Origin of the sequence: Streptomyces aureocirculatus (genome assembly GCF_000720475.1) — a bacterium.
GTDB lineage: Bacteria > Actinomycetota > Actinomycetes > Streptomycetales > Streptomycetaceae > Streptomyces > Streptomyces aureocirculatus.
In genome coordinates this window covers 1-23,947 of sequence record NZ_JOAP01000051.1, presented here as the reverse complement: position 1 = coordinate 23,947, position 23,947 = coordinate 1, and the positions used below count along the sequence as shown (strand labels likewise).

Genomic DNA, 23,947 nt, shown 5'->3' with positions numbered 1-23,947 from the left:
TCAAGAAGCTCAACTGGTCCGTATGCAATCGGAATTCGTACCGCTACCGGTAACCTTGGTGCAGTCAACCGATCCTGGATGGGTGAACCGACATGAGTGACCTGCTGGAGCGGCTGCGGGGGCGCGGCTGGCGCGTGACCTCCCAGCGGCGCGTCGTCGCGGAGGTCCTCGACGGCGATCACGTGCACCTCACCGCGGAGGAAGTGCACGCGCGCGCCGCGGAGAGACTGCCCGAGATCTCCCGGGCGACCGTCTACAACACGCTGGGCGAGATGGTCTCCCTCGGTGAGGTCATGGAAGTCTCCACCGACGGCCGCGCCAAGCGCTACGACCCCAACGCCCACCAGCCGCACCAGCACCTGGTGTGCTCCGCCTGCGGCATCATCCGCGACGTCCACCCGAGCGGCGACCCCCTCGCCGATCTCCCCCCTGCGGAACGGTTCGGTTTCACGGTGTCCCAGGTCGAGGTCACCTATCGCGGGGTGTGCGCGTCCTGCGCCTGACCGGTCGACCGGTCGGCAGCGGCCGCGGGTGACCGTCGGGCGTCGGCGGTGAGGTCCTCGACGCCGCCGGTGGCGATGTCGAAGACCCAGCCGTGCAGCCGCACGCGGCCGGTGGCCAGAGCCCGGGCCACGGGCGGGTGGGTGGCGAGGTGCGCCAGTTGGACCATGACGTTCTCCCTGACGAGCGCGGCCACCTCGGGCGGCTCGCCGGCGGCGGCGGTGGCGCGGCCGAGGGCGGTGTCCGCGTGGCGGAGCCAACGGCCCATGGCAGGGACGCCCGACAGGTCGTGCCCTTCGGCGAGTGCGGTCATCGCGCCGCAGGCGGAGTGCCCGCACACGACGATGTCCGCCACCCCGAGGACGGCGACCGCGTACTCCACGCTCGCGACGACTCCGTCGGCGACGCCACCACCGGGCTCTCCGGGTACGTGGGCGGGGACGAGGTTGCCGGCCGTACGGACGACGAAGAGGTCCCCCGGTTCGGCCTGGGTGAACAGTTCGGGGACGACGCGGGCATCGCTGCACCCGATGAACAGCGTGCCCGGCCGGTGGGTCGTGGCGAGGCGGGCGAAGAGCTCCGCACGGCCGGGGAAGACCTCTTTCCGGAATCTGTCGATCCCCTCCGCGAGATGGCGCATGAACTCCTGTTCCCTTCGGTGGTGCGTGGCGGTGCGACCGCTGTCGTTCTTGCAGGGCCGCTCCAGTGCCGTTCCTCCACGTCGTTCCTCGCGTGCCGTTCCTCGCGGTCGCCGAGCGTGCGCCTTTCACCCGTGCCGCCGCAGAACTACACACGTTCGCCCGCCCGGCCGTGGCGGTGACCACGCGCGCCGGGGGGCGGCCGATCACCTCGGCCGCCCCTGAGCGCACCCTCGACGGTCACGCCTTGGGCATCAGGACCGTGTCGATGATGTAGACGTTCGCGTTGGCGGTCCTGACGTTGCCGCAGACCACCTTCGCGCTGTCGTTGACCTTGTAGTCCTCGCCGGAGCCCGCGGTCATGAGCTTGGACTTCTCCAGGGTCGCGTAGGAGCCCTTCTCCAGGTCCTTCGGCGTCAGCTTCTGGCCCACCACGTGATACGTGAGGATCTTGGTGAGCTGGGCCTTGTCGTTGAGGACCTTGTCCAGGTCGGCCTTGGGGATCTTGGCGAAGGCGTCGTTGGTGGGCGCGAACACCGTGATGTTCTCGGCGTTGTTGAGGGTGTCGACCAGGCCCGCCTTCTTGACGGCGGTGACGAGCGTGGAGAGCGCCGGGTTGTTCGACGCGGCGGTGGCGACGGGCTCCGCCGCCATGCCGTCGAAGCTGCCCTTGCCGTCCTTGGGCACGGAGGAACAGGCCGGGCCGAAGGGCTCGGTCATGCTCGCCGTGTCGTCGGCGGGGGTCTCCTCGGCGCCGGTCCCGGAGTCCGCCGACTTCTCGGACGCGGACGCGGCCTTGTCCTTGTCGCCGCCGTCGCCGCCGTCGTCGTCGGAACAGGCCGTCAGCGTCAGGGGCAGGGCGAGAGCCGCGGCCGCGGCGATGACGGTACGACGGAAACGAAGGGTCTGCGTGTTCATGGTCTTCTCCTGATAGAGGGTGGGGGGCTGAAGGAAGCGGGGGAGGGGGAGCGGTTCGGTGCCGCGGGTCAGGTCACGGTGACCACCACCGAGTGGCGGCCGCTCGCGCCGTCGGGGACGGTCCGGGTCCGTCTCGCGGTCTGGACCCGGCCCGTCCGGTCGGTGGCGCGGACGGTGAGGGTGTGGTTGCCCGGAGTCGCCCGCCAGCGGAAGGACCACTGCCGCCAGGTGTCCCGGGTGTCCTCGGCGGCGAGTTCGGCCCGCTGCCAGGGCCCGTCGTCCACCCGCAGCTCGACCCTGCCGATGCCGCGGTGCTGTGCCCAGGCGACACCGGCGACCGTCACCGTGCCCGCCTTCGGCCTGGCGAAGGGTTTGGGGGTGTCGATCCGGGACTGGGTCTTGATCGGCGCCTTGCGGGCCCAGTCGCGCTTGACCCAGTAGGGGTCATAGGCGTCGAACGTGGTCAGCTCGATGTCCTCGATCCACTTGCAGGCGGACACATAGCCGTACAGACCGGGAACGACCATGCGTACGGGGAAGCCGTGCGAGAACGGCAGCGGTTCGCCGTTCATGCCGAGGGCGAGCATCGCGTCGCGGCCGTCCATGACGTCGTCCACGGGGGTGCCGAGGGTCATGCCGTCCACGGACCGGGCCACCAGTTGGTCCGCGGAGCCGCCGCGGGCCGGGGGCTCCACACCGCACTCGGCGAGCAACTCGGCCAGCGGGACCCCGAGCCAGCGGGCGTTTCCCACGTAGGGGCCGCCCACCTCGTTGGACACACAGGTCAACGTGATGTCCCGCTCGATCAGCCGACGGCGCAGCAGATCGTCGAAGGACACGGTCACGGGTCGGCCCACGCCCTCGCCGTGGATCCTCAGGCGCCAGGTGTCCGCGTCGACCTTCGGCACCACGAGCGCGGTGTCGACCCGGTAGAAGTCCTTGTTGGGCGTGCGGAACGCACTGATGCCGGGCACGCGCAGGCGGGCTCCCGCAGGCACCGGTGCCGCCGCCGAAGCGGGGGCGGGCAGCGTGATCCGCTCGCGTGAGGCGACGGCGTCCTTGCCCCGTGCGGCGTTCAGCGCCCTGCCGAGGACACCCGCCCCGGCGGATGCGACGGCCACGGCACTCGTCGCCACGACGAACCCGCGCCGGTCCCACCCCGGGTTCCGGCCGTCACCCACCGGATCCGCACCGCTGCCACCGAGGCCCAGCGGCCCTCCTCCGCCGACCACTTCACCGCCCTGGGCAGGCCCCCGCCGCACGGGCCGAGCGGCACGTCCCACAAGCCCGTACAGGATTACCGCCCCGGCGACGGCCCCCGCGACGGACGGCAGCGCGTCGGTGAAGCCGGTCGAGTCCGGCCTGCCCGTGGCCGCCCACGCCCCGACGACGCCGAAGAGCAGCACCCCCGCCGCGCCGACGACACGGTGGCGTACGGCGACGACGCCGAGCGCCATCGCGAAGAGGGCGAGGACGGTGAGGATGCCCCACTGCAGGACGAGTTTGTCGCTGGTGCCGAACTCGCGGATCGCCCAGTCCTTCACCGCGGACGGCGTACGGTCGATCGCCGCGCCGCCCACCGCCACCACCGGACCGGCCTCGGGCCGCACCGCCGCCGAGACCAACTCGGCGACGGCCAGCGCGGCGAACCCGGCGACCACTCCGCTCAGGCCGCCTGTCAGGCTGCCTCTCAGTGCGGCCCGCCAGACGCTGCCTCGTACGGCGCCGCTCGTGCCCGTGCTGCTTCCCGATGTCCTCACACCAGGGATTCGGTGCCGAAGGCCCGGCGGATTGGTCGATTTCTCTACAAGCCGACCCGTCCTCTACAAGCCGACCCGCTCAGGCCGGGAAGTCGAGGAGCGCCACGGGCTCCGTCGTCGGCTCGGGCGAGCCGCCCGCGGGTTCCACCGTGACGCCCATGCCGGTGGCTTCGCCGACGCGTCCCCGCATCACGAGGGCCGACGTGGTGCGGCCAGGGTCCATCAGACCCGCGGGACGCATGGTCCCCTTGTCGTTGAACCAGAGCTGGTAGACCTTGCCGCGGGGTGGCTCGGCCATGCCGGTCGCGAGGAAGGCGGCCCGGTCACGGCTTTCGGACACCACGACCGTGGCGCGGGCACTGCCGGCGAGTCCCGCCGTACGTGTCCGGGCGTCGGGGGCGGCGAGCAGCGACGCCAGCTCCGCGGTCCGTTCCTCGGCGCTCCGCTGTACCTCCCGGGCCCGGTCACGCGCGTCGTCGGCCTCCTGGTGCTGCCAGATCGCGGTGGCGCCGAACGCGGTGGCCGCCGCGAGGCAGGCGGCCAGAGCCCACCGGGACGCGCGGCGCAGCGGGTGCCGGGCGGCCGTGCGGTCCGGCGGTTCGGGTTCGGTGTGCGGCGCCTCCTGGCGGACCGTGGAGATGCTGCGCAGCACCTGGTCCTTCATGGCGGTCCGGGGCACGACGGCCGCCGCGAGGCCGAGGCGGGCCGCGGTGGCCGACAGTTCCCGCACCTCCTGGGCGCAGGCCGGGCACTGGCCGAGATGTTCCTCGAACTGGGCGCGCTCGTCGTCGTCGAGGGAGTGGGTGGCGTACGCGCCGGTGAGGGTGTGCAGGTCCGCCCGGTTCGTCATGCGCTCACTCCCATGCAGTCGCGCAGTCGGATGAGTCCGTCGCGCAGGCGGGTCTTGACGGTGCCGAGCGGCAGTGCGAGCAGCTCGGCGACCTGTCGGTGGGTCAGCCCTCGGTAGTAGGCGAGCGTCACCGACTGCCGCTGCATCTCGGTGAGCCCGCGCAGGCACCGGCGCACCTGCTCGCGCTCGAAGCGGGCCTCGACCTGTTCGCTGACCTCGTCGAACTCGGGTGTCTGCGCGAGGAGCGCCGCCTTGTGGTCACGGGCGGCGGCGGCCTCCACCGAGCGGACCCGGTCGACGGCGCGCCGGTGCGCCAGCGTGAGCACCCAATTCATGGCCGTACCAAGGGTTTTGCGGTAGCGCGGCGCGGTGCGCCACACCTCGACCAGGACCTCCTGGGCGACCTCCTCGGACTGGGCGTGGTCGCGCAGCACGCGGCGTACGACACCGAGAACGGGGCCCGCCACGACGTCGTAGGCGGACGCGAAAGCTTCCTGGTCGCCGCGCGCCACCCGGGCGATCAGCTCTTGGAGATCGGGCCCCGGCGTCGTCCGGGAACCGATGTGCACTACTTCTTTCAACGCGGTGGCCCTTCGGGGCAGCGGTCCAGATACACCCTTCATCCGTAGCCGGAGTGCTCGGGGATTGGTCCGAGCCGAAGAGACATGTGCATCTGCCGGGAGAGACCCGAGTACCAGGAACCGGCGGAGTCAGTCGCCGAGGCCCCGCAGCACCTTGTCCGGCGTCAGCGGCAGCTCACGGAAGCGGACCCCCGTGGCGTGGTGGGCGGCGTTGCCGATGGCGGCGGCGGTGCCGACGATGCCGATCTCACCGACCCCCTTGCTCCCCATCGGGTTGAGGTGGGGGTCGGTCTCGTCGATCCAGTGCGCTTCGATGTCGGGCACGTCCGCGTGCACGGGTACGTGGTACGAGGCCAGGTCGGACTCCGCGAAGTCACCGAACGCGGGGTCCATCGTGCTGGTCTCGGTGAGCGCCATGCCGAGCCCCATGGTCATGCCGCCGACGAACTGCGACCGCGCGGTGCGGGCGTTGAGGATGCGGCCCGCCGCGTAGACGCCGAGCAGCCTGCGGACCCGGACCTCGCCGGTGACGGTGTCGACGGCGACCTCCGCGAAGTGCGCGCCGAAGGCGTGGCGGGCGTAGGCGCTCTCGGCGTCGGCTCGGCCCTCGGTGTCCGCGCGGGCGGTGAGCCCGTCCACGGGCGGTGATCCGCCGTGGTCGGCGAGCCGCTCCGCGAGGCGCGCGCACGCCTCGTGCACCGCCCAGCCCCAGGAGGACGTGCCCGACGAGCCGCCCGCCAGCGGAGCCGCGGGCAGGGTGGTGCAGCCCACCTCGGTGCGCACCCGTTCGAGGGTGACCCCGAGGGCGTCCGCCGCCACCTGCGCGAGCACGGTACGGGCGCCGGTGCCGATGTCGGTGGCGTTCACCCGCACCACGAAGGTGCCGTCGGGCCGCGCCTCCGCCTCCGCGGTCGACGGCGAGACGAGGACCGGGTACGTGGCGGCGGCCACCCCCGTACCGATCAGGAGAGGGCCTTCCGCCCGGACCCCGGGGCGCGGGTCACGCCCGGACCAGTTGAAGCGCCGGGCGCCCTCCCGCAGACAGTCCACGAGATGCCTGCTGCTGAACGGCTTGCCGCTGTCCGGCTCCCGCTCGGGATCGTTGACGGCCCGCAGCTCCACCGGATCCATGCCCAGCTCGCAGGCGAGCTCGTCCATGGCGGACTCCAGCGCGTACATGCCCGGAGCCTCGCCGGGGGCCCGCATCCACGACGGGCTCGGTACGTCGAGGCGCACCACGTGGTGGGTGGTGAAGTGGTGCGGCGCGGCGTACATGACGCGGGCCGACACCGCCGCCTGCTCCACGAACTCCCTGACGTGCGAGGTGTACGTCGTGACCTCGTGGGCCAGTGACACCAGACGGCCGTCGCGCGCGGCACCCAGGCGTACCCGGTGCAGGGTGGGGGCCCGGTGCCCCACGACGGCGGGCAGGTGGCGCCGGGGCAGCGAGACCGTCACGGGACGCCCGGTGGCCCGCGCGGCCATCACCGCGAGCACCACGTCGGGGCGGGGCGTGCCCTTGGAGCCGAAGCCCCCGCCGACGTGGTCGGACACGACGGTGATGTGCTCGGCGGACGTCTCGAACATCGTCGCGAGCGTGTCGCGCACCGTGGTGCTTCCCTGGCTGGAGGAGTACACGGTCAGCCGGTCCTGGTCCCAGTGCGCGGTGCTGGCGTGCGGTTCCATCGGGTGGTTGTGCAGCGGCGTCACCTCGTACCCGACGTCGACGTGCACGGCGGCGGGGGTGCCGTCGGGGCCGCCGATCTCGCGGCGGCCGGGGAAGTCGCCGTTGACGGTCTCGGGCTCGTACGCGTCGGGGTGATCCGTCGTCAGGGTGACGTCGTGCTCGGCCACGGCGTAGTCGACGCGGACCGCCGCTGCGGCGGCGCGGGCGGTCTCCAGGGTCTCCGCCACGACGAGGGCGACGAACCAGCCGCGGTGCGGTACGGACGCGTCCTGGAGGACGAGGAGGGTGCGGTCGTCGGGCTCGGCGAGCCGCGGGGCGTTCTCGTGGGTGAGCACGGCGAGCACCCCGGGCATCCGCAGGGCGGCCGTCGCGTCGACGGCCGTGACCCGGCCCCGGGCGACGGTGGCGGGCACCGGCCAGGCCTGGGCCCGGCCGGGCCGTGGGTGCTCGGCGGCGTAGCGGGCGCCGCCGGTGACCTTCAGCCGCCCCTCGCGCCGCTCGGCGGAAGCTCCCAGGGCGGAGTGCGTAGCCCCGGGCGCGGTACCGGTGCCGGCCATGAAGTCCTCCTGTGACGTGACGGTTCGAGCCCTGGCGGTTCGAGCCCGTCGGTTCGAGCCCGTCGGTTCGAGCCCCGGCGAGCTGCGGTCAGGGCGCTTCGGCCGACGCGAGCCGGGTCAGGACGTCGACGGCGATGTTGCGGGCGAGCGGCACTTTGTAGCCGTTGTCCCGCAGCGGCCTGGCCGCGGCGAGTTCGAGGCCGACGGCGTGCGCGAACGCGTCCGGCGTGGCGGGGCCGCCGACGAGCGCCTCCTCGGCCCTCGCCGCCCGCCAGGGCCGGTGGGCCAGTGCGCCGAAGGCGATGCCCGCGTGCGCGACGCGCCCGTCCGCGACCCGAAGGACCACGGCGACGGACGCGAGGGCGAAGGCGTACGACGCCCGGTCACGGGCCTTGCGGTAGGCCGAGGGCAGCCAGGCCGTGGCGGCGGGCAGCACCACCGAGGTGATCAGCTCTCCGGGACGGATCACCGTGTCCCGCTCAGGGCGGTCCCCGGGCAGCCGGTGGAACTCGGCCGCGGGGACGCTCCGGGCGCCCCGCTCGTCGAGCAGCTCCACGCGGGCGTCGAGCGCGGCGAGCGCCACGGCCATGTCCGAGGGGTGCGTGGCGATGCACTGCTCGGAGTGCCCGAGCACCGCGTGGTCCCGGTGCACGCCCTCGCGCGCTCCGCAGCCCTGCCCGGGCTCCCGCTTGTTGCACGGCTTGGCCGTGTCCTGGAAGTACGGGCACCTGGTGCGCTGCAGCAGATTGCCGCCCGTGGTGGCGGCGTTGCGCAACTGTCCGGAGGCGCCCGCGAGGAGCGCCTGGGACAGCACCGGATAGCGGTCGCGGACCAGGGGGTGCGCCGCCAGGTCACTGTTGCGGACGGCCGCGCCGACGCGCAGCGAGCCGTCGTCGAGCTCCTCCACCGCGTCCAAGGGCAGCCTGCTGACGTCGACGAGGACGGCGGGACGCTCCACACCGAGCTTCATGAGGTCGACGAGGTTGGTGCCACCGCCGAGGTAGCGGGCGCCGGGATGCGCGGCGAACGCCTCGGTGGCCTCCTCCACGCTCGCCACCCGTACGTATCCGAAGGGCTTCACGGCACCACCACGTCCTCCACGGCTTCGACGATGCGCGGGTAGGCGCCGCAGCGGCACAGGTTGCCGCTCAGCCGCTCACGGATCTCGTCCGGATCCAGCGGCACGGGACGCCCTGAGGGCGTGGCGGGCCCGGTGACGTGCGAGGGATGCCCTGCGGCCGCCTCCGCCAGGGCGCCGACGGCCGAGCAGATCTGCCCCGGTGTGCAGTACCCGCACTGGAACGCGTCGCGGTCGAGGAACGCGCGCTGTAGGGGGTGCAGCTCCTCGCCCTCGCCTGCGAGCCCTTCGACCGTCGTCACCTCGCAGCCGTCCAGGGCGACCGCGAGCAGCAGACAACTGTTGACGCGGCGCCCGTCCACGAGCACCGTGCAGGCGCCGCACTGGCCGTGGTCGCAGCCCTTCTTGGCGCCGGTGAGGTCGAGGTCCTCCCGCAGCACGTCGAGGAGTACCCGCCGGTGGTCGAGGTCGAGGGTGTGGCGCTCCGCGTTGATCCGGAGCGTGGTCGCGGTGCGCTGCTCGGCCGGCGGCGCCGAGGCACCGTCGTGCGCCGCGCCGTCGTCGTTCTCGCTGCCCATGCGTGGGAGACCTCCCGGTCGGGCTGGGGGTGCTGTGCAGACCGCGTGCCCAGGCTGACACAGGTGACACATCCCGGCACGCGGAGCACGCCCGCCGTCGCGGGACGGCACGGTGCTTGGCAGAGTTGCTTCGCGGAGCGAGACCCGCGGGCAGCCGTGACCCCGCGGCCGACGGTGAACGGAAGGGCGGACATGACGGGACCCGATGCCGAGGAGGGCCTTGGGGCACAGCCCCTGAGCAAGGACTGCGTCCCTGCCTGGCTGGAACTCCTCGAAGCCGTGGAGCAGGTCGACCGCGCCGGTGAGCACATCGACGCCGAGGAGCTCCACGAGGCGCTGAGCGACCCCAAACTGGACCTGGAACACGACACCCTGGGCCTGTGGGACGGCCCGCGCCTCGTCGCGTACGCCGTCGTGTACACCCCGCACGGCGCCCTCGACGTGGCGCGCTTCCAGGGCGACGCGGCGGTGCACCCCGAGTGGCGGCGCCGCGGCATCGGGTCCCGGCTGGTCGCCCGGATGGAGGACCGCGCGGCCGCCCGGCATGCCGCGCATCCGGATCTCTCCGCGCTGCCTGGCGAGTTGCTGCTCGACGGACAGACGAAGGACGAAGGCCTGCGGCACCTGGCCGAGCGGAGCGGTTACACGCCGTGCCGCTGGTGGTTCGAGATGAAGCACCCGCTGACCGGCGACGTCCCACCGGCCCGTCCCGCGCCCGATGGCACCCGACTGGTCCCCTTCGACGCGACGTACGACGATGCCACCCGACTCGCCCACAACGACGCGTTCCGCGACCACTGGAACTTCACCCCGTACGACAGGACGGACTGGAACACCTGGGTCACGGGACCGGGATCGTTCCGGCCCGCGATGTCACGGCTGCTCGTGACGGAATCCGGCGGGCCGGGCGACACGGCGGAAGGCGCGGCGGCGGGCGGCGAGGTGGCGGCGTACCTCCTCGCGGAGGAGAGCGACGCGGAGACCGCCGCGACGGGCCGCAGGGACTGCCACGTCGGCTACCTCGGCACCCGCCGGGCCCACCGCGGCCGGGGCGCCGCTCCGGCCCTCCTGAGCGAACTGCTGCGCGCGGCACGCGAGGCCGGGTACGACACGGCGTCGTTGACCGTGGACACCGTCAACCCGTCCGGCGCCCTCGGGTTCTACGAAGGGGCGGGGTTCGTGGTGAACCGCGAATCCGTCACCTACGCCCGGCCGTTGCGCACGGCCCGCGCGTCCTGACCCACAGGAACGGGCGGCATTGTCAAACGGGCGGCATTGTCACCTGAGTGGCTAGACCGGCGCGCCGCATCGGTTCACCGTGGTCCCTCCTGTCCATCGCGGAAGGGACCCAGCAGTGAGACGAAGACGATTTGTCGCAGGGACGGCCGGGGCGCTCTCGGGAATCGCCGTCGGCGCGGGAACGGCCCGCGCCACCGCGCCCGCCGCCCGTGCCCAGGACTGGCGACCGGTGCCCGCGCCCGGCAGCACCCCGGCCGCGCAATTGCGCCGCATCGCCGCCGCCGGACCCGGACTTGCCTGGGCCGTCGGTGAGGAGGGCCGCTACGGCTCTGCGGACGGGCGCGCCCTCGGCATGCTGTGGAACGGCAGCGCCTGGACCAAGACCGATCTCGCGCATCTGAACCACTCGCGGCTGCTCGACGTGGCAGGCACCTGCGCCACGGCGGCCTGGAGCGTGGGCATGCCCAACGGCACGGCGAGCCCGCTCCTTCGCTGGGACGGCACCACCTGGCGCGAGACCGGGTTCCCAGGTTTCCCGGGGTCTTCCGGCAGCGGTGAACAGGACGTCCGGCTGACCGCGGTGGCCGTCGGACCCGACCGGCGGGTGTGGGTCGGCGGCACCCGCGACGGCGCCTTCGCGCTGCTGCGCGGCGACGGCAAGAGCTGGCGCTGGCTCGACCCGCTGCCCGCGACGGGCGTCAACGTCTACCGCATCCTGCTGCGCCCCTCGGGCGAGGTCTGGGTGGCCGGGGACCAGGGGGCCGGCGGTGGCTGGGCGGGATTCGTGGCGCGCTGGAACGGGTCCTGGACGGTGCTTCCCACCGTCCAGGGGGTTCGCCTGGCCGTCAGCGACCTGCACCCGGACGCCGTGGACGACGTGTGGGTGGTGGGCTCCGACTTCGGCGTCGGCGGTCCGCCGGGGCGCCCGGGCGCGGCCGTCCTGAGCCACTGGGACGGCACGGCCTGGACCCCGGTGCCGCCGGGCTTCTCCCTCGGCGCGCTGAGCGGCATCGCCGCCGACGCGCGGGGCCGCGCCGCCTGGATCACGGGCTGGGACTACCGGGACCAGAGCCGCAGCACCTATCTGCGCAGGGACGGCGGTGCCTGGACGGTCGTGCGCGGCCCGGCGGGACCGGCACCGGCGCCGTACCTCAACGACGTCACACGCGTCCCCGGTACCTCCACATTCTGGTCGGTGGGCATGTCGCACTCCAACCCGACACCACCGACCGAGGCTTACGTCGAACACCTGGACGCCTGAGCCGCCTGCGCCGCAGGTCGTCGCCGTGTCCGCCACCCCACCGGTGACGGCGTCCCCGTAACCGGTGGGGAGTATTCGGCACAACCCAGGGCACCCGGATGAGGACGGGGGGTCAGTACAAACCGCTAGATCTAGGGGAACTCATGGAGATCTCGGGCCTTATCAGTGCGATTCTGATCGGCGCCGTCATCGGGATACTCGGACGGCTTGCCGTCCCCGGACGCCAGCGCATCGGCGTCCTGTGGACCATCGCCGTCGGCATCGTGGCGGCTCTGATCGGTACGGCCATCGCCTCCGGTCTGGGCGTCGCCGACACCGACGGCGTGGACTGGGGGGAGTGGCTCATCCAGATCGTCCTGGCCGCGCTCGGGGTGGCCGCGCTGTCGCGGGTCAAGGTGCGCCGCTGAGCCCGGGCCGGATTCGGACGCTTCCCTCCGCGCCCGCCTCCTGGACCGAGGCGGGCGCGGTCAGCGGTGCCTCAGTGGCCGCGCAGCGCGAAAGTGTGTCCTGCGGGGTCGGAGTACAGACGTTTGTCCTGACTGCCGTGCGGGTTGTTGTCGACGGGGCGGGCGCCACGCGTGATGATCTCGCGCTCCGCGGCGTCCATGTTCTCCTTGGACACGAGCAGTTCCAGGTGCGTCTGGTGGGCGTCGTCGGGCCGGGGCCAACTCGGGGGCGTGAAGCCCGTGTCCCGGCGGAAGCCCATCCGCGTACCGGAGTCACTGATGACCTCGAACCGGTCCGACTCCGGATTGAACTCGCTCTGCCCGCCCAGCAACGCACGGTAGAACTCGGCCAGTTTCTCGGGCTCTCCGCAGTCGAGAACCACGATGCCGGCTTCGACGATGGTCATGGTCGCCCTCCTTCCGTCGTGGTGCCACATCCCCCCGGCTCCGTGAACCGGGTTCCGGTCGTGTACCCCGCCTGCTGCTCTTGAGCCGTTCGGCCATTCGGCAGCCTGCGCGTGTCGTCCCGACTTCGCAGGGCAAGCGGACCGGAGGAGGAGCAGCCGGCTCCTGTGTCCGATTGCCCGTGCCGTGGAGGTTTCCCCTGATGTTTGACGCCCACCTCACTGAGCGGGGCGGTGAAGACTGCCGGACCGGTGAGGCGCAAGTGCGGGAGCTGGAGGAGGAGATCAAGCAGTTGCGGTCCGCCCTGGCGAGCAACGCGCCGGTCGACCAGGCGGTCGGTGTGATCCTCGCGGTGGCGCGGACGACGGTGGCCGACGCGTGGGACGACCTGCGGGAGATGTCGATGCGCACCGGCGTCAAGGTGGGCTCCCTGGCGGAACAGCTCGTCGAATGGGGGCACACGGGCCTGCTGTCCGACGACATCCGGACGGAGCTGGAACGACGGCTCTCGGTACGGCACAACGAGCGCAGAGCCCGTAGACAGCCGCCGTAGCGCGAAACCGCCGCAACGAGCGAGCCGCAGCGAAACCGCCGTGAAAGCGAGCAGCCGCCTGGGCGAAAATGGCCGCATGGGAAACAACATCGCGGTGCGCCGACTCGACCTGGGGTATTTCATCCGGCCCGCGGCGGAAGCGGGCGGCCGGGAACCACGCGTCGAACCGGCACTCGCCTATCTGGTCCGCCACGCGCGGGGCCTGCTGCTCTTCGACACCGGGATAGGCCACGCCGACCCCGAGACCGAAGCGCACTACCGCCCCCGGCGCCGCCCCTTGCAGGAGGCCCTCGCGGCCGCCGGAGTCACACTCGGGGACATCTCCCTGGTCGTGAACTGCCACCTGCACTTCGACCACTGCGGCGGCAATCCTCTTCTGGCAGGCACGCCCGTCCTCGTCCAGGACGTCGAACTGGCCACCGCCCGCCGCGGGAACTACACCGTGGACGCGCTCGTGGACTTCCCCGGCGCGGTCTACGACGAGCTCTCCGGTGAGAGCGAGACATGGCCGGGCGTATGGGTCGTGCCGACACCGGGGCACACGCCGGGGCACCAGTCGCTGGTTGTGCGCCAGGAGGACGGCACCGTCGTCCTCGCCGGACAGGCGCACGACCTGGCCTCCCACTTCGCGGCGGAGCAACTGGCCCGCCGGGCGGCGCTGGACGGGGCGGAACAGCCGCTGCCCGGCTACCGGCCCTGGCTCGACCGCCTCGCGGACTTCGACCCCAGACGCGTCCTCTTCGCCCACGACTGCTCCGTCTGGGAACCGTCCGTCGGCGGCGGGGACGCCTGAGGGCCTGCGATGAGCGGGCCCGGTCCCGGGCGGTGGCGCGCCCGGGACCGGGGGCGCGTCAGTACAGCTTGTTCACGGCCGTGGCGGTCGTCTTCTTGAAGTCGGCGACCTGCGCGTCGGCGAAGCCGCCCATCTGGCCCCAGTGGACGAGCGTCACGGTGTCGCCGTCCCGTCCGACCGAGTACAGGTTGATGTCGGAGGCTCCCCAGGAGGCCTCGGTGTGGACTCCGTAGACGTGGGCGCCCTCCTCGGCGTCGACCTTGCCGTAGTACTTCTGTGCCGCGGTGATGTCGGGGTGCTGCTGCGCCACCTTCTTCGCGCAGTTGGCGAGGTCCTTGCGGAGCAGCTCGGCGAGGTCCTTCGCCCGCTGTGGGCTGCGCTCGACGACGGTCACCTGCAAGGCCCCGGTGTCGAGGTCCGTGCGGTAGGTCCGGTGCACGGAGATCGACGGCAGCGCCTCGCCCCCGCACATCGGCAGCGGGTCAGGCTGTCCCGGCGTCACCTGGCCCGCGTACCAGTCCGAGGACGCGTGCGGCGGCAGCTCGGACGGCGCCAGGAAGCGCGGGGTGCCGGAGGCAGCCGCGGCTGCCGGGACGGACCCCAGCGCGATTCCTGATGCGGCCACGGCGGCGGTCAGCGCCAGCAGCTTCACCTGCCGACGCCCAGGCGTACGCCCAGCCACGCGTTCGGTCGTACACCCAGTCATGCGCCCGGTCATACGTGCGGTCACCCGTGCAGTCATACGTCTCATCTCCCCACGTTCGGTTCGCTCCGCCCGCAGTCCGGTCCGTCCGGGCGGATCGAATCGCCCCCAAGCGGCGACTCACGCTCCCTACGACCCGCGAGGCGGCGAACCCGTTGTCCCCACGCGTGTCACGGCTTCGTCCCGCATGTCGCGGAATGGCAACGGCCGCTTCAGGGCCGGGAGTTCAGCAGCCGTGCGCCGCTCAGTGGGTGGGGAGCACACATTCTCTGACGGGGCGCCAGCCATTGAGGCGGCCGTTTCGGGCGTTGTACCGAGTAGCACAGGGCCATTCAGGTGTCAGAAACGAAGACGCGGGCACTCAGTGACTGAATCGAGCCAACGAAAAAATCCGCATAGTTCCCGCTAAGTCACTATCAGTGAGCGCTCTGGTGGTGGTCGGTGGAGAACCGGCGGAGGGTGAAAGCAGGCCCCTCTCGTGGGCCCCGAGCGACGGGAGATGCCTAATGAGTGCGGAGATGAGTGCGGAGACGCATCCGCAGCCGCTGACACACACGTGCGCGCCGTCCGGAGCCGCGCGACTCGCACGTCTCTTCACGCTGCCCGGTGTCTACGCACCGCAGCACGACACGAACCTCCTCACCCGCTGCCTGCGGCGTGAGGCCATCGACGAGAACACCACCGTCGTGGACCTGGGCACCGGCTCCGGGGCGCTCGCCGTCGCCGCGGCCTCGCTGGGGGCCCGGGTGACCGCCGTCGACATATCCCGGCGCGCGGTGCTCACCACCCGGCTGAACGCCCTGCGCAACGGGCTGCCTGTCACGGTGCGCCGCGGCGATCTGACCGAGGTGCTCCCCGACGACTGCTGCGACCTCGTGGTCAGCAACCCGCCGTACGTACCCAGCCCCTCCCCACATCTGCCGCGACGCGGTGCGGCGCGCGCGTGGGACGCGGGAACCGAGGGCAGGGTGATCGTGAACCGCGTGTGCGACGCGGCGCCCCGTGTGCTGCGCCCCGGCGGCACCCTGCTGATGGTGCACTCCGGGCTGTGCGGCGTCCATGCGACGCTCGACCGGCTCACCCGGCTCGGGATGACGGCCCACGTCGTCGACCGGGCGTATGTCCCCTTCGGACCCGTCCTGAAGTCCCGCCGGGCCTGGCTGCGCCGCGCGGGGCTCATCGACGACACCGAGACCCAGGAAGAGCTGGTGGTGATCCGTGCCCAGCTCCGCTGAATCGGTGCCCGGCTCCGCTGAACCCGTGCCCGCATCCGCCGAGCGCCCACGCGAGCGCCCCCGCCGGGTCACGGTCGACCGTGAGGGCCCCCTCCTGGTGGAGGGGCCGGTCGAAGTGGTCTGTGACGACGGCAGCGTCGCCGTGTCGGACCGCTTCACGGTCGCGATCTGCACCTGCCGCCGCAGCCGCACCTACCCCTGGTGCGACACCAGCCACCGCCGCAGGACACGGCCGGACACGGCGAACGCTCCCGGCCCCGGGACCGAAGACACCGAAGACACCGAAGACACCGAAGACAAGAAGAACGCCGGAGTCACCTCCACCCCCCGGCAGACGAAGGAGGAGCCGCCGTCATGACCACCGTCCGCGCCGAGCCGTCACCCCACCGCGGCCCCGGAGCCGCCAGCGACGTCCCCGAGTCCCGCCGGCGCAGCCCCGAGCTGCCCGCTCCCCGCGGCGAGCTGTCCGGTGCCGTCATCGACTCCCTGCGGCACGGCGGCGGCCCCTTGCCGCAGTCGGCGCCGGAGCACGCCGACGCGTACGGCGACGACCTACAGCTTGCCCTCTACGTCCTCTACGAACTGCACTACCAGGGCTTCGCCGGTGTGGACGAGGACCGGGAGTGGGACCCGGAGCTGCTGGTCCTGCGCCGCTCACTGGAACAGCGTTTCCTTATGGCACTGCGTGCCGACGCGACCGGTCCGGAAAGCGCCGAGGAAGCGATCGCCGGGCTCCTGACCGAGCCCGTCGGGTACGACGGGACGAGCGTCAGCCACCACCTGCAACGCGACGGCGAGCTGTGGCAGGTACGGGAGTACGCGGCCCTGCGGTCCCTGTACCACCTCAAGGAGGCCGACCCGCACGCCTGGGTCATACCGCGGCTGCACGGGCGGGCCAAGGCCGCCATGGTGGCCGTGGAGTTCGACGAGTTCGGCGCGGGGCGCCCGGAGGACATCCACGCGCGGCTGTTCGCGGACCTCATGGCGGACCTCGGCCTTGACACCTCGTACGGACACCATCTGGACGCCGCTCCGGCCGAGGCCCTCGTGGTCGTCAACCTGATGTCCCTCTTCGGGCTGCACCGGGCCCTGCGCGGGGCACTGGTCGGGCACTTCGCCGCCGTGGAGATCACCTCGTCGCCCGGTTCCCGGCGCCTCGCGGCCGCCCTGCGGCGGGTCGGGGCGGGTCCCGCGGCGCAGCGGTTCTACGACGAGCACGTGGAGGCGGACGCCGTGCACGAGCAGGTGGTCCGCCGGGACGTCGTCGGGGGGCTGCTGGCCGCCGAGCCGGCGCTCGACGCCGACATCGCCTTCGGCGTGCACGCCACCGGTTTCGTCGAGGACCGCCTGGCTGCCCACATCCTCGACGCCTGGCGTGCGGGACGCAGCGCCCTGACCGCCCCGGCTGCGTAGCCCCGGTCGGCGGGGCGCCCCTGACGGGGCGCCCCTCAGGGCGCGTCGTCGACGGCGCCCGGGGCCAGCGCGGGCGCCGGGAAGGCGTGCCGCGTCTCACCGCCGGACCACCACACGCCGATGGCGAACACCGCGGTGGCTTCAAGCAGCGCGGCGCGGTGCAACCCGCCGCAGAACTGCGGGGCACAGCCCATCGAGGTGATCAGCTCCGTCGCCAGGGCGGTGGCGTGCGGGGTGTCCGTACAGAAGGGCACGGCCAGCGGCGCACCCTCGAAGGCCGGCCGCGGCAGGGTCCAGATGCTCTCGTGCAGGATGCCGAAGACTTTGACGACCTGGGCGTCAGGAGCCGCGGCCGCGAGGCGTACGGCCACCGAATCCGTGCCGCCGAGCGTCGTCAGGGCCGGGCCGTCGGCGGCGGGGGCCATCGGCACCGTGCAGTCGAGCACGGTCCGCCCGGCGAGGTCCGCGGCCAGCTCCTCGGCCAACCGCGGTGCGACGTCCGCAGGCACGGCCACCAGGACGGCCTCGCCGTACCGCGCCGCTTCGGCGGGGCTTCCGTACCCGGCGGCTCCGATACCGGCCGCGGTCCTGGCCGCCGCCGCGGCGTCCCTGCCGCCCACCATGACCTCGTGCCCGGCCCGTACCCAGGCCCCGCCGAGCGCGGCCGCCATCGCTCCCGTACCGAGAATGCCGATGCGTATCGTCCTGCTCCCGCCGTCCCCGCCGTTCCCGTCGTCGATGATGTTCAGTTCGTTCGCGTTGTGGGATGTCATGCCGGGAACGCTAGGAGTTTCGACGCACACCGTCCGGTAGGCATCGAACGCGGCAGGATGTCCACATGGGAGAGCGCGTACAGCAGCCGCAGCCGCAGGAGCCGTACGATCTGGGCGGGGAGCCGTTCGCGGCGGACTGCCGGGCCCGGATCGCCTTCGAGGTGCTGGCCAACCGCTGGGACAGCGTGGTGGTCCACGTCCTCGGGGAGAGCGGACCGAAGCGACCGCGCGAACTCCGCGCCCGGATCGGCGGGATCAGCCCCAAGGTCCTGAACGAGGCCCTGCGGCGCCTTGAGTACAACGGCCTGGTGGAGCGCCGCCGCTACGCCGAGGCCCCGCCCCGCGTCGACTACAGCCTCACCGAGGCGGGCACCGCCCTGCTCGCCCCGATCCGGGCCCTCGGCGCCTGGGCCGCGGCCCACGCGGACGCCGTCCTCGCGGCACAGAACCGCCACACCCGGTGACCCGCGGGGGCCGTCAGCCCTTGACGCCTGCACGTGCTCGACACGCTGAGCACACGGGGCCGCATCGCTCGATCAGCGGCCGAGGGCCTGCTTGAGTTCCTTCTTGTTCATCGACGAGCGGCCCTCGATGTTCTTCTTCTTGGCCTCCTCGTACAACTGGTCGCGGGTCGGACCCTGGGCGCCGCTGTGGGAGCGCTCGCCACCGCGCTGGGGCGCGGACTTCTTGTCGCGCGTGGAGGTCTTGCTCGCGGTCTTGGACTCGCCGGAGCGCGCGCGTTCCTTGTTGACGGTGCGGGCGGCGATCTCCTTGGCCCGCTCGGTGGAGGCGCCCCGGTCCTCGGCGCTGTCCTTGATGTGCTCGTACTGCCGTTCACGCTTCTTGCTGGATCCAGCGGGCATGGAGCAAAAACCTTTCCGATCGGTTGTTCTGTTACGGGGCGACGCCCATCGCCTCGGCGCGTACCTGACTGCAGGACTTGGTGATGAGGCGGGAGACGTGCATCTGTGAGAGGCCCAGTTGCTCGGCGATGCCGCTCTGTGTCATACCGCGGAAGAACCGCAGGTAGAGGATGGTCTGCTCGCGCTCGGGCAGATGGCGCAGGCCCTCCCTGGCGGTTTGGCGGTCGATGACCAGGTCGTAGCCGGGGTCGGGGGCCCCGAGGGTGTCGGCGAGGTGATAGCCGTCGTCCGACGCGGTGTGCATGTCGGCGTCCAGGGACAGGGACTGATAGGCATCAAGGGCTTCGAGGCCGTCTTCACCGGTGATGGTGGGCACCGCGTAGCTCTCGAAGGCGCCGCGTCCGGGCTCGTAGCGGTTGACGGCCTTGACCAGGCCCATGGCGGCGACCTGACGGAGGTCGTCGAGGTTCTCGCCGCGGTTGCGGAAGGTGTGGGCGATGCGGTGGGCCATCGGCAGCCAGGCGGCGACCAGTTCCTCGCAGAGCAGCTCGCGTTCGCGGCCCTCGGGCAGCCCGGCGAGGTGCTTGAAGGCCTGCTCCGTCTCCGGGCGGTCGTGGTGAGCGCGCCGGGACGCGCCGGAGGAGGTGGTGCTCGGCATGGGGATCGCTCCTGGGCCGTGACGACGTGTGAGTGATGTCGCGGCACGGCCTCGCGCCCAACTGGACAGGAGGCCGCGCGCCAAGCGGCTCTGCCGCTCCGCTGTCGCGCCTCCTGTCCGAAGCACGGTGAATCGCCTGCCCTTCCACTTTCCTCGCAAAAGCACGAGTCCGCAGCTTGGGACGGGCCGCACGGGTCCGTACGGCTCAGGTCGTCACGGGCGGCCCCGGTCCGGCGGCGCCGCAGCGTGGTGTCAGTCCAGGCCGCGCACGATGTTGACCTCGAATATGTAGTCGTCCCGGTTGACGGGCTCCGTGGCGGAGGGCAGGGCGGGCACACATGTGCGCACGGCTCCCGCGTCCTTCGCGGGGGCCACCGGGCCGGTGACGGCGCTCCTCGCCTCGAAACCGCCGGGCGGTTCATGGAGCGTGGTACGCGGCAGTTCCGGTGCGGCGGGTTCCGTGGCGGACATACGGCCTCCTCAGGCGTCGTTGGGTACCGGGTGCCTTGTACGGCGCGCGTCATGCATGAAAACGGTCGGCTTGTGTCGTCCTGTGTCACAGCGCACGCAGCCACACGGTCGCCAGGGGTGGCAGGGTCACCCGTAGACAGCCGTGCCCGTCGCCCTCGCCGTCCCCGTCGCCGTCTCCGAGGGCGTCCGGTTCGGGCTTCAGGACCCCGGTGTTGCGGACGTCGCTGCCGCCGTAGCGGCCGGCGTCGGTGTTGAGGGCCTCCTCCCAGGCAGCGACCGCGGCCGGCACCCGCAGCGGGTAGTCGTGCCTGACCACGGGGGAGAAGTTGCACACGGCAAGGAGCACGGTGCCGTCCTTGGCGTGGCGCAGGAACGCCACGACGTTGTCCTGCGCGGCGTCCACCGCCACCCAGGAGAAGCCCGCGGGCACCGTGTCCTGCTCCCAGAGGGCGGGCGCGCACCGGTACCGGTCGTTGAGGTCCCGTACCGTAGGCGCGGTGGTTGGCGCGCTGCTGCCACCAGTCGCCGGGCATCTTCGACACCAGGGACCGCTTGCCGTGCACCACCTCGTCGTGCGAGATCGGCAGCAGGTAGTTCTCGCTGTAGGCGTAGACCATCGCGAAGGTCAGTTCGCCGTGGTGGTACTTGCGGTGCACCGGCTCGTGCGCGATGTACTCCAGCGAGTCGTGCGACCAGCCCATGTTCCACTTCATGCCGAAGCCGAGGCCGCCGATGCCGCCAGGACCGGTCTCGTGGGTGGCGCGGGTGACGCCGTCCCACGCGGTGGACTCCTCGGCGATGGTGACCACGCCGGGGCAGCGGCGGTAGAGGGTGGCGTTCATCTCCTGGAGGAAGGCGACGGCGTCCTCGTTCTCGCGGCCGCCGTGCTCGTTCGGGGTCCACTGGCCGTGTTCGCGCGAGTAGTCGAGGTAGAGCATCGAGGCGACGGCGTCCACGCGCAGGCCGTCGATGTGGAACTCCTCGCACCAGAACGTGGCGTTGGCGACCAGGAAGTTGCGCACCTCCTTGCGGCCGTAGTCGAAGGTGAGGGTGCCCCAGTCGGGGTGTTCCGCACGCAGCGGGTCCCCGGGTTCGTAGAGATGCTCCCCGTCGAACTTCGCGAGCGCCCAGTCGTCGCGCGGGAAGTGCGCGGGCACCCAGTCCATGAGGACGCCGACACCTGCCTGGTGGAGGGCGTCGACGAGGTGCTTGAAGTCGTCGGGGGTGCCAAGGCGTGCGGTGGGTGCGTAGAAGCCGGTGACCTGGTAGCCCCAGGAGCCGCCGAAGGGGTGCTCGGCGACCGGCATCAGCTCCACGTGCGTGAAGCCCAGGTCGGCCACGTAGGCAGGGAGTTGCTCGGCCAGTTGACGGTAGGTGAGGCCGGGGCGCCAGGACGGCAGGTGGACCTCGTACACGGAGAACGGGGCCTCGTGCACGGGTATGCCGCCGCGCCGCCGCATCCACTCCTCGTCCCGCCACTCGTGACGTGACACGTCCACGATCGAAGCGGTCGCCGGTGGCACCTCCGTGCGGCGCGCAAGCGGGTCCGCGCGCAGGGTGTGTGTGCCGTCGGGGCGGGTGATGTCGAACTTGTAGCGGGAGCCCTCGCCGAGGCCGGGGACGAACAGCTCCCACACGCCGGTCGAGCCGAGGGACCGCATCGGGTACGCGGCGCCGTCCCAGTGGCAGAAGTCCCCGCACACCCGCACCCCTCCGGCGTTCGGCGCCCACACCGTGAAGCGGGTGCCCTGCGTGCCCTGATGGGTCATGGGGTGCGCCCCCAGCGCCTGCCACAGTTCCTCGTGCCGGCCCTCGCCGATGAGGTGCAGATCGAGTTCGCCGAGGGCGGGCAGGAAGCGGTAGGGGTCCTGGACCGCGGTCTCCTCGCCGTCGTAGGTCACCCGCAGCTCGTACTCGGGCACCGCGGTGAGCGGCAGCACCCCTGAGAAGAGGCCGTCGCCCATGTCGTTCAGGCGCGTGGTCCGGCCGTCGACAACGAGGGCGACCGTCTGCGCGTACGGCCGCAGGACCCGGAAGGCGACACCGCCGGACACCGGATGCGCACCGAGCAGCGCGTGCGGGTCGTGGTGCGCCCCGGACAGGAGACGCCTGCGCTCCGCCTCGTCGAGCGGGGCGTCGGGGGGGCGTTCGAGGAGGGCGGCCGAGGGTTCGGGAGCGGACGTGTCGATGCTGGCCACGGGGTGGGCTCTCCTCTGCTGGACGGGAACGGCTGACGGTGGGGGCAGAAGCTGAAGGGGACGGCGGGCGCCGGGGGAGGAGGCCGGGTCAGCGGTCCTCCGCGAGCCGGGCGAGGGCCGCCATGGGCACGGGCAGCCAGTCGGGGCGGTGCCTGGCCTCGTAGAGCGCTTCGTACACCGCGCGGTCGGTCTCGTGGGCGCGCAGCAGCGCGGCCTCCTCGCGCGGGTCCCACGCCGCCACCGCGGCGTAACCCGCGCAGTACGCGTCGCGGCAGCGCCGCGCCCACTGCGGCTGCCAGGGGCGTCCGGAGTGCGCCGCGTAGTCGAACGAGCGGAGCATGCCCGCCACATCGCGTACGGGGGTCTCGACCCGCTTGCGTTCCACGAGCGGCCGGGCCGGTTCGCCCTCGAAGTCGATGACGAACCACCGGTCCAGGTCCCCGGCGCGAAGGACCTGGCCCAGATGCAGATCGCCGTGGATGCGCTGGTCCGGCCGGTCGGCACCGCCCGCGGCGAAGGCGTCGTAGGCGGCCCGCAGTCGGGACACGTACGGAACGAGCGCGGGCACCTGCCGTGCGGCGGCCTCCAGACGCCCGGTCATCGCGGCGGCGAGCAGGCTCCGGCCGCTGTGCTCCGGCGCTGTCGGCGGGAAGACCTGTGCCAGAGCCAGATGCACCTCCGCGGTGGCCCGCCCGAGTTCGTACGACTCGGCGGTGAAGTCCTCGCCCGACGCGAGGGACCGCAGCGCCAGCGTCCAGCCGTCCGTCGCCCCGCGCAGGAACGGCTGGAGCACGCCGAGTGTCGTCCTGCGCGGCTGCGTGGTCCAGAACCAGGCCACGGGGGCGGGCACGCGCGCACAGCCCTCACCGGCGAGCGCCCACGGCACTTCCAGGTCCGGATTGGTGCCGTACTGGATGCGGCGGAAGAGCTTGAGTATGTAGCGGTCGCCGTACACCAGCGAGGTGTTGGACTGCTCGCCTTCGAGGAGCCGGGGGGCGAGCCCGGAGGGTACGGCGGTCCGCCCGTCACCCTCGAAACGCAGCGGCCCCGCCTCGCCAGGCGTACGGAGCCGTTCCAGGAGCAACCCCGCCGACCGGGGGTCCAGGAGCGCGTCGTACACGCTCAGTCCCGCGAGGGGGCCGGTGCCGGGGCGGCCGATGAGGGCGTGACGCAGTTGTGGCGGCAACTCCTCGCGGACGCCGAGGACGAGTTGGTAGCAGTGCGCGGACCTCGCGCTGTGACTGGTCCTGATCAGCAGATGCAGGCATCCCGGATGGAGTTCGGTCATCGACACCACGGAGAAGTCCGTGATGGGCCAGCCCTTCGCCGCGAACCACCGCTGCCTCGGCAGCCACTCCCGGAGCAGTCCGGCGAGCGACGTCAGGAGCAGCGGAGGGCTGAGGTCGGCGTCCGTGTGCGGTGCGGTCTTCAGCATGTCTGCGGCACGTCCCTTCAGAGGCGGACGGCGGTTTCCGCCGGGCGGGGGAGGTGGAGGTCGTCGCGCAGCCGGAACCAGTAGAAGCCGTGTCCTGTGAGAGTCAGCAGGTAGGGGAGTGCACCGACGGCTGGGAAGCGGACACCGCCGGTCAGCTCCACGGGATGGCGGCCCTCGAAGACCCCCAGGTCTAGTTCGGTGGGCTGGGCGAAGCGCGAGAAGTTGTGCACGCACATGACCAGGTCGTCCCGGTACTCGCGCAGGAAGGCGAGGACGGCGGGGTTGGAGGAGGGCAGCTCGGTGTAGGAGCCGAGTCCGAAGGCGGGGTTCTGTTTGCGGATCTCGATCATGCG

26 protein-coding genes and 1 pseudogene are annotated in these 23,947 nt (G+C 72.2%); 10 read left to right on the top strand and 17 right to left on the bottom strand.

All coding sequences use genetic code 11. The annotated features are described in order from the left end of the window. Window positions 1–92: 92 nt before the first annotated feature. Window positions 93–503 (top strand): Fur family transcriptional regulator, encoded by a 411-nt coding sequence (locus IG78_RS0134315; protein ID WP_030571152.1) that lies wholly within the window; start codon window positions 93–95, stop codon window positions 501–503. Here IG78_RS0134315 and IG78_RS0134310 read toward each other — a convergent pair. The 8 genes from IG78_RS0134310 to IG78_RS0134275 form a co-directional block, all read right to left on the bottom strand. Then, complete coding sequence (locus IG78_RS0134310) at window positions 473–1,141, bottom strand: carbonic anhydrase (protein ID WP_051853186.1); 669 nt, start codon at window positions 1,139–1,141, stop codon at window positions 473–475. The genes IG78_RS0134315 and IG78_RS0134310 overlap by 31 nt on opposite strands. A gap of 238 nt (window positions 1,142–1,379) precedes the next feature. Next, window positions 1,380–2,057 carry a fasciclin domain-containing protein gene (locus IG78_RS0134305; protein ID WP_030571147.1) on the bottom strand — a complete coding sequence of 226 codons (678 nt, stop codon included), beginning with the start codon at window positions 2,055–2,057 and terminating at the stop codon, window positions 1,380–1,382. 68 nt (window positions 2,058–2,125) lie between these two features. Then, the gene (locus IG78_RS0134300; RefSeq protein ID WP_030571144.1) at window positions 2,126–3,751 is read right to left on the bottom strand and encodes a molybdopterin-dependent oxidoreductase; all 1,626 of its coding nucleotides are present in this window, start codon (window positions 3,749–3,751) and stop codon (window positions 2,126–2,128) included. Between the two features lie 145 nt (window positions 3,752–3,896). Beyond that, window positions 3,897–4,667, bottom strand: a complete 771-nt coding sequence (locus tag IG78_RS0134295; protein ID WP_030571141.1) for an anti-sigma factor — start codon at window positions 4,665–4,667, stop codon at window positions 3,897–3,899. Beyond that, the gene (locus IG78_RS0134290; RefSeq protein WP_030571138.1) at window positions 4,664–5,248 is read right to left on the bottom strand and encodes a sigma-70 family RNA polymerase sigma factor; all 585 of its coding nucleotides are present in this window, start codon (window positions 5,246–5,248) and stop codon (window positions 4,664–4,666) included. The genes IG78_RS0134295 and IG78_RS0134290 overlap by 4 nt, the downstream gene beginning before the upstream one ends. Window positions 5,249–5,377: 129 nt before the next feature. Beyond that, window positions 5,378–7,492, bottom strand: a complete 2,115-nt coding sequence (locus IG78_RS0134285) for a xanthine dehydrogenase family protein molybdopterin-binding subunit (RefSeq protein ID WP_030571135.1) — start codon at window positions 7,490–7,492, stop codon at window positions 5,378–5,380. A gap of 88 nt (window positions 7,493–7,580) precedes the next feature. Further along, a complete protein-coding gene (locus IG78_RS0134280) occupies window positions 7,581–8,573 on the bottom strand; it encodes an FAD binding domain-containing protein (protein WP_030571134.1) in 993 nt (330 codons plus the stop codon). Then, window positions 8,570–9,148, bottom strand: a complete 579-nt coding sequence (locus tag IG78_RS0134275; protein WP_030571131.1) for a (2Fe-2S)-binding protein — start codon at window positions 9,146–9,148, stop codon at window positions 8,570–8,572. Before IG78_RS0134275 ends, IG78_RS0134280 begins: the two co-directional genes overlap by 4 nt. 192 nt (window positions 9,149–9,340) lie before the next feature. Here IG78_RS0134275 and IG78_RS0134270 point away from each other — a divergent pair, with 192 nt between their 5' ends. The 3 genes from IG78_RS0134270 to IG78_RS0134260 all read left to right on the top strand — a co-directional run bounded on the left by IG78_RS0134270 (window position 9,341) and on the right by IG78_RS0134260 (window position 12,055). Then, window positions 9,341–10,387, top strand: a complete 1,047-nt coding sequence (locus IG78_RS0134270; protein WP_051853185.1) for a GNAT family N-acetyltransferase — start codon at window positions 9,341–9,343, stop codon at window positions 10,385–10,387. 115 nt (window positions 10,388–10,502) lie between these two features. Next, on the top strand, window positions 10,503–11,648 hold the full coding sequence (locus IG78_RS0134265) for a hypothetical protein (RefSeq protein ID WP_030571127.1): 1,146 nt from the start codon (window positions 10,503–10,505) through the stop codon (window positions 11,646–11,648). Between the two features lie 143 nt (window positions 11,649–11,791). After that, entirely contained in the window at window positions 11,792–12,055 is a 264-nt protein-coding gene (locus IG78_RS0134260; RefSeq protein WP_030571124.1) for a GlsB/YeaQ/YmgE family stress response membrane protein, read from the top strand. 71 nt (window positions 12,056–12,126) lie between these two features. Here IG78_RS0134260 and IG78_RS0134255 read toward each other — a convergent pair whose 3' ends face one another. Beyond that, entirely contained in the window at window positions 12,127–12,501 is a 375-nt protein-coding gene (locus IG78_RS0134255; RefSeq protein WP_030571122.1) for a VOC family protein, read from the bottom strand. A gap of 200 nt (window positions 12,502–12,701) precedes the next feature. Here IG78_RS0134255 and IG78_RS43135 point away from each other — a divergent pair, with 200 nt between their 5' ends. Together IG78_RS43135 and IG78_RS0134245 are read left to right on the top strand one after the other, a co-directional pair. After that, window positions 12,702–13,052, top strand: a complete 351-nt coding sequence (locus IG78_RS43135; protein WP_051853184.1) for an ANTAR domain-containing protein — start codon at window positions 12,702–12,704, stop codon at window positions 13,050–13,052. Between the two features lie 76 nt (window positions 13,053–13,128). After that, window positions 13,129–13,845: an N-acyl homoserine lactonase family protein gene (locus IG78_RS0134245; RefSeq protein WP_030571115.1), complete on the top strand. Its 717-nt coding sequence runs from the start codon at window positions 13,129–13,131 to the stop codon at window positions 13,843–13,845. A gap of 58 nt (window positions 13,846–13,903) precedes the next feature. On the opposite strand, the gene IG78_RS0134240 is transcribed toward IG78_RS0134245, so the two are convergent. Next, window positions 13,904–14,551 carry a hypothetical protein gene (locus IG78_RS0134240; protein ID WP_404827802.1) on the bottom strand — a complete coding sequence of 216 codons (648 nt, stop codon included), beginning with the start codon at window positions 14,549–14,551 and terminating at the stop codon, window positions 13,904–13,906. A gap of 515 nt (window positions 14,552–15,066) precedes the next feature. Between IG78_RS0134240 and IG78_RS0134235 the strand changes: the two genes are divergently transcribed. Genes IG78_RS0134235 through IG78_RS0134225 form a run of 3 tightly spaced genes read left to right on the top strand, consistent with a single transcriptional unit; the run spans window position 15,067 to window position 17,196 of the window. Beyond that, window positions 15,067–15,783: a HemK2/MTQ2 family protein methyltransferase gene (locus tag IG78_RS0134235; RefSeq protein ID WP_107055061.1), complete on the top strand. Its 717-nt coding sequence runs from the start codon at window positions 15,067–15,069 to the stop codon at window positions 15,781–15,783. A 25-nt stretch (window positions 15,784–15,808) separates the two neighbouring features. Next, window positions 15,809–16,141, top strand: coding sequence for a CDGSH iron-sulfur domain-containing protein (locus IG78_RS46720; RefSeq protein ID WP_078965798.1), 333 nt, complete (start codon window positions 15,809–15,811; stop codon window positions 16,139–16,141). Next, a complete protein-coding gene (locus tag IG78_RS0134225; RefSeq protein WP_078965791.1) occupies window positions 16,138–17,196 on the top strand; it encodes an iron-containing redox enzyme family protein in 1,059 nt (352 codons plus the stop codon). The genes IG78_RS46720 and IG78_RS0134225 overlap by 4 nt, the downstream gene beginning before the upstream one ends. A gap of 35 nt (window positions 17,197–17,231) precedes the next feature. On the opposite strand, the gene IG78_RS0134220 is transcribed toward IG78_RS0134225, so the two are convergent. Continuing rightward, window positions 17,232–17,969, bottom strand: coding sequence for an NADPH-dependent F420 reductase (locus IG78_RS0134220; RefSeq protein ID WP_225882330.1), 738 nt, complete (start codon window positions 17,967–17,969; stop codon window positions 17,232–17,234). A 65-nt stretch (window positions 17,970–18,034) separates the two neighbouring features. Here IG78_RS0134220 and IG78_RS0134215 point away from each other — a divergent pair, with 65 nt between their 5' ends. After that, on the top strand, window positions 18,035–18,433 hold the full coding sequence (locus tag IG78_RS0134215; protein ID WP_051853183.1) for a winged helix-turn-helix transcriptional regulator: 399 nt from the start codon (window positions 18,035–18,037) through the stop codon (window positions 18,431–18,433). A 72-nt stretch (window positions 18,434–18,505) separates the two neighbouring features. Here IG78_RS0134215 and IG78_RS0134210 read toward each other — a convergent pair whose 3' ends face one another. The 6 genes and pseudogenes from IG78_RS0134210 to IG78_RS0134185 all read right to left on the bottom strand — a co-directional run. Next, window positions 18,506–18,832: a hypothetical protein gene (locus tag IG78_RS0134210; protein ID WP_030571094.1), complete on the bottom strand. Its 327-nt coding sequence runs from the start codon at window positions 18,830–18,832 to the stop codon at window positions 18,506–18,508. Between the two features lie 31 nt (window positions 18,833–18,863). After that, entirely contained in the window at window positions 18,864–19,490 is a 627-nt protein-coding gene (locus tag IG78_RS0134205; protein ID WP_037703097.1) for a sigma-70 family RNA polymerase sigma factor, read from the bottom strand. A gap of 252 nt (window positions 19,491–19,742) precedes the next feature. Continuing rightward, on the bottom strand, window positions 19,743–19,961 hold the full coding sequence (locus IG78_RS0134200) for a hypothetical protein (protein ID WP_030571088.1): 219 nt from the start codon (window positions 19,959–19,961) through the stop codon (window positions 19,743–19,745). A gap of 85 nt (window positions 19,962–20,046) precedes the next feature. After that, window positions 20,047–22,159 (bottom strand): annotated as a pseudogene (gene glgB / locus IG78_RS43130) (1,4-alpha-glucan branching enzyme). Window positions 22,160–22,247: 88 nt separating this feature from the next. Then, complete coding sequence (locus IG78_RS0134190) at window positions 22,248–23,594, bottom strand: maltokinase N-terminal cap-like domain-containing protein (protein ID WP_030571085.1); 1,347 nt, start codon at window positions 23,592–23,594, stop codon at window positions 22,248–22,250. Window positions 23,595–23,611: 17 nt separating this feature from the next. Next, window positions 23,612–23,947, bottom strand: a 336-nt coding sequence (locus IG78_RS0134185) for an alpha-glucosidase C-terminal domain-containing protein (protein ID WP_030571083.1), incomplete at its 5' end; no start/stop codon positions are given.

Coding starts and splice junctions, on each gene's coding strand:
- IG78_RS0134315 (WP_030571152.1), top strand. CDS start 93: ATGAGTGACCTGCTGGAGCGGCTGCGGGGGCGCGGCTGGCGCGTGACC.
- IG78_RS0134310 (WP_051853186.1), bottom strand. CDS start 1,141: ATGCGCCATCTCGCGGAGGGGATCGACAGATTCCGGAAAGAGGTCTTC.
- IG78_RS0134305 (WP_030571147.1), bottom strand. CDS start 2,057: ATGAACACGCAGACCCTTCGTTTCCGTCGTACCGTCATCGCCGCGGCC.
- IG78_RS0134295 (WP_030571141.1), bottom strand. CDS start 4,667: ATGACGAACCGGGCGGACCTGCACACCCTCACCGGCGCGTACGCCACC.
- IG78_RS0134285 (WP_030571135.1), bottom strand. CDS start 7,492: ATGGCCGGCACCGGTACCGCGCCCGGGGCTACGCACTCCGCCCTGGGA.
- IG78_RS0134275 (WP_030571131.1), bottom strand. CDS start 9,148: ATGGGCAGCGAGAACGACGACGGCGCGGCGCACGACGGTGCCTCGGCG.
- IG78_RS0134270 (WP_051853185.1), top strand. CDS start 9,341: ATGACGGGACCCGATGCCGAGGAGGGCCTTGGGGCACAGCCCCTGAGC.
- IG78_RS0134260 (WP_030571124.1), top strand. CDS start 11,792: ATGGAGATCTCGGGCCTTATCAGTGCGATTCTGATCGGCGCCGTCATC.
- IG78_RS0134255 (WP_030571122.1), bottom strand. CDS start 12,501: ATGACCATCGTCGAAGCCGGCATCGTGGTTCTCGACTGCGGAGAGCCC.
- IG78_RS43135 (WP_051853184.1), top strand. CDS start 12,702: ATGTTTGACGCCCACCTCACTGAGCGGGGCGGTGAAGACTGCCGGACC.
- IG78_RS0134245 (WP_030571115.1), top strand. CDS start 13,129: ATGGGAAACAACATCGCGGTGCGCCGACTCGACCTGGGGTATTTCATC.
- IG78_RS0134240 (WP_404827802.1), bottom strand. CDS start 14,551: ATGACTGGGTGTACGACCGAACGCGTGGCTGGGCGTACGCCTGGGCGT.
- IG78_RS0134235 (WP_107055061.1), top strand. CDS start 15,067: ATGAGTGCGGAGACGCATCCGCAGCCGCTGACACACACGTGCGCGCCG.
- IG78_RS0134225 (WP_078965791.1), top strand. CDS start 16,138: ATGACCACCGTCCGCGCCGAGCCGTCACCCCACCGCGGCCCCGGAGCC.
- IG78_RS0134220 (WP_225882330.1), bottom strand. CDS start 17,969: ATGACATCCCACAACGCGAACGAACTGAACATCATCGACGACGGGAAC.
- IG78_RS0134215 (WP_051853183.1), top strand. CDS start 18,035: ATGGGAGAGCGCGTACAGCAGCCGCAGCCGCAGGAGCCGTACGATCTG.
- IG78_RS0134210 (WP_030571094.1), bottom strand. CDS start 18,832: ATGCCCGCTGGATCCAGCAAGAAGCGTGAACGGCAGTACGAGCACATC.
- IG78_RS0134205 (WP_037703097.1), bottom strand. CDS start 19,490: ATGCCGAGCACCACCTCCTCCGGCGCGTCCCGGCGCGCTCACCACGAC.
- IG78_RS0134200 (WP_030571088.1), bottom strand. CDS start 19,961: ATGTCCGCCACGGAACCCGCCGCACCGGAACTGCCGCGTACCACGCTC.
- IG78_RS0134190 (WP_030571085.1), bottom strand. CDS start 23,594: ATGCTGAAGACCGCACCGCACACGGACGCCGACCTCAGCCCTCCGCTG.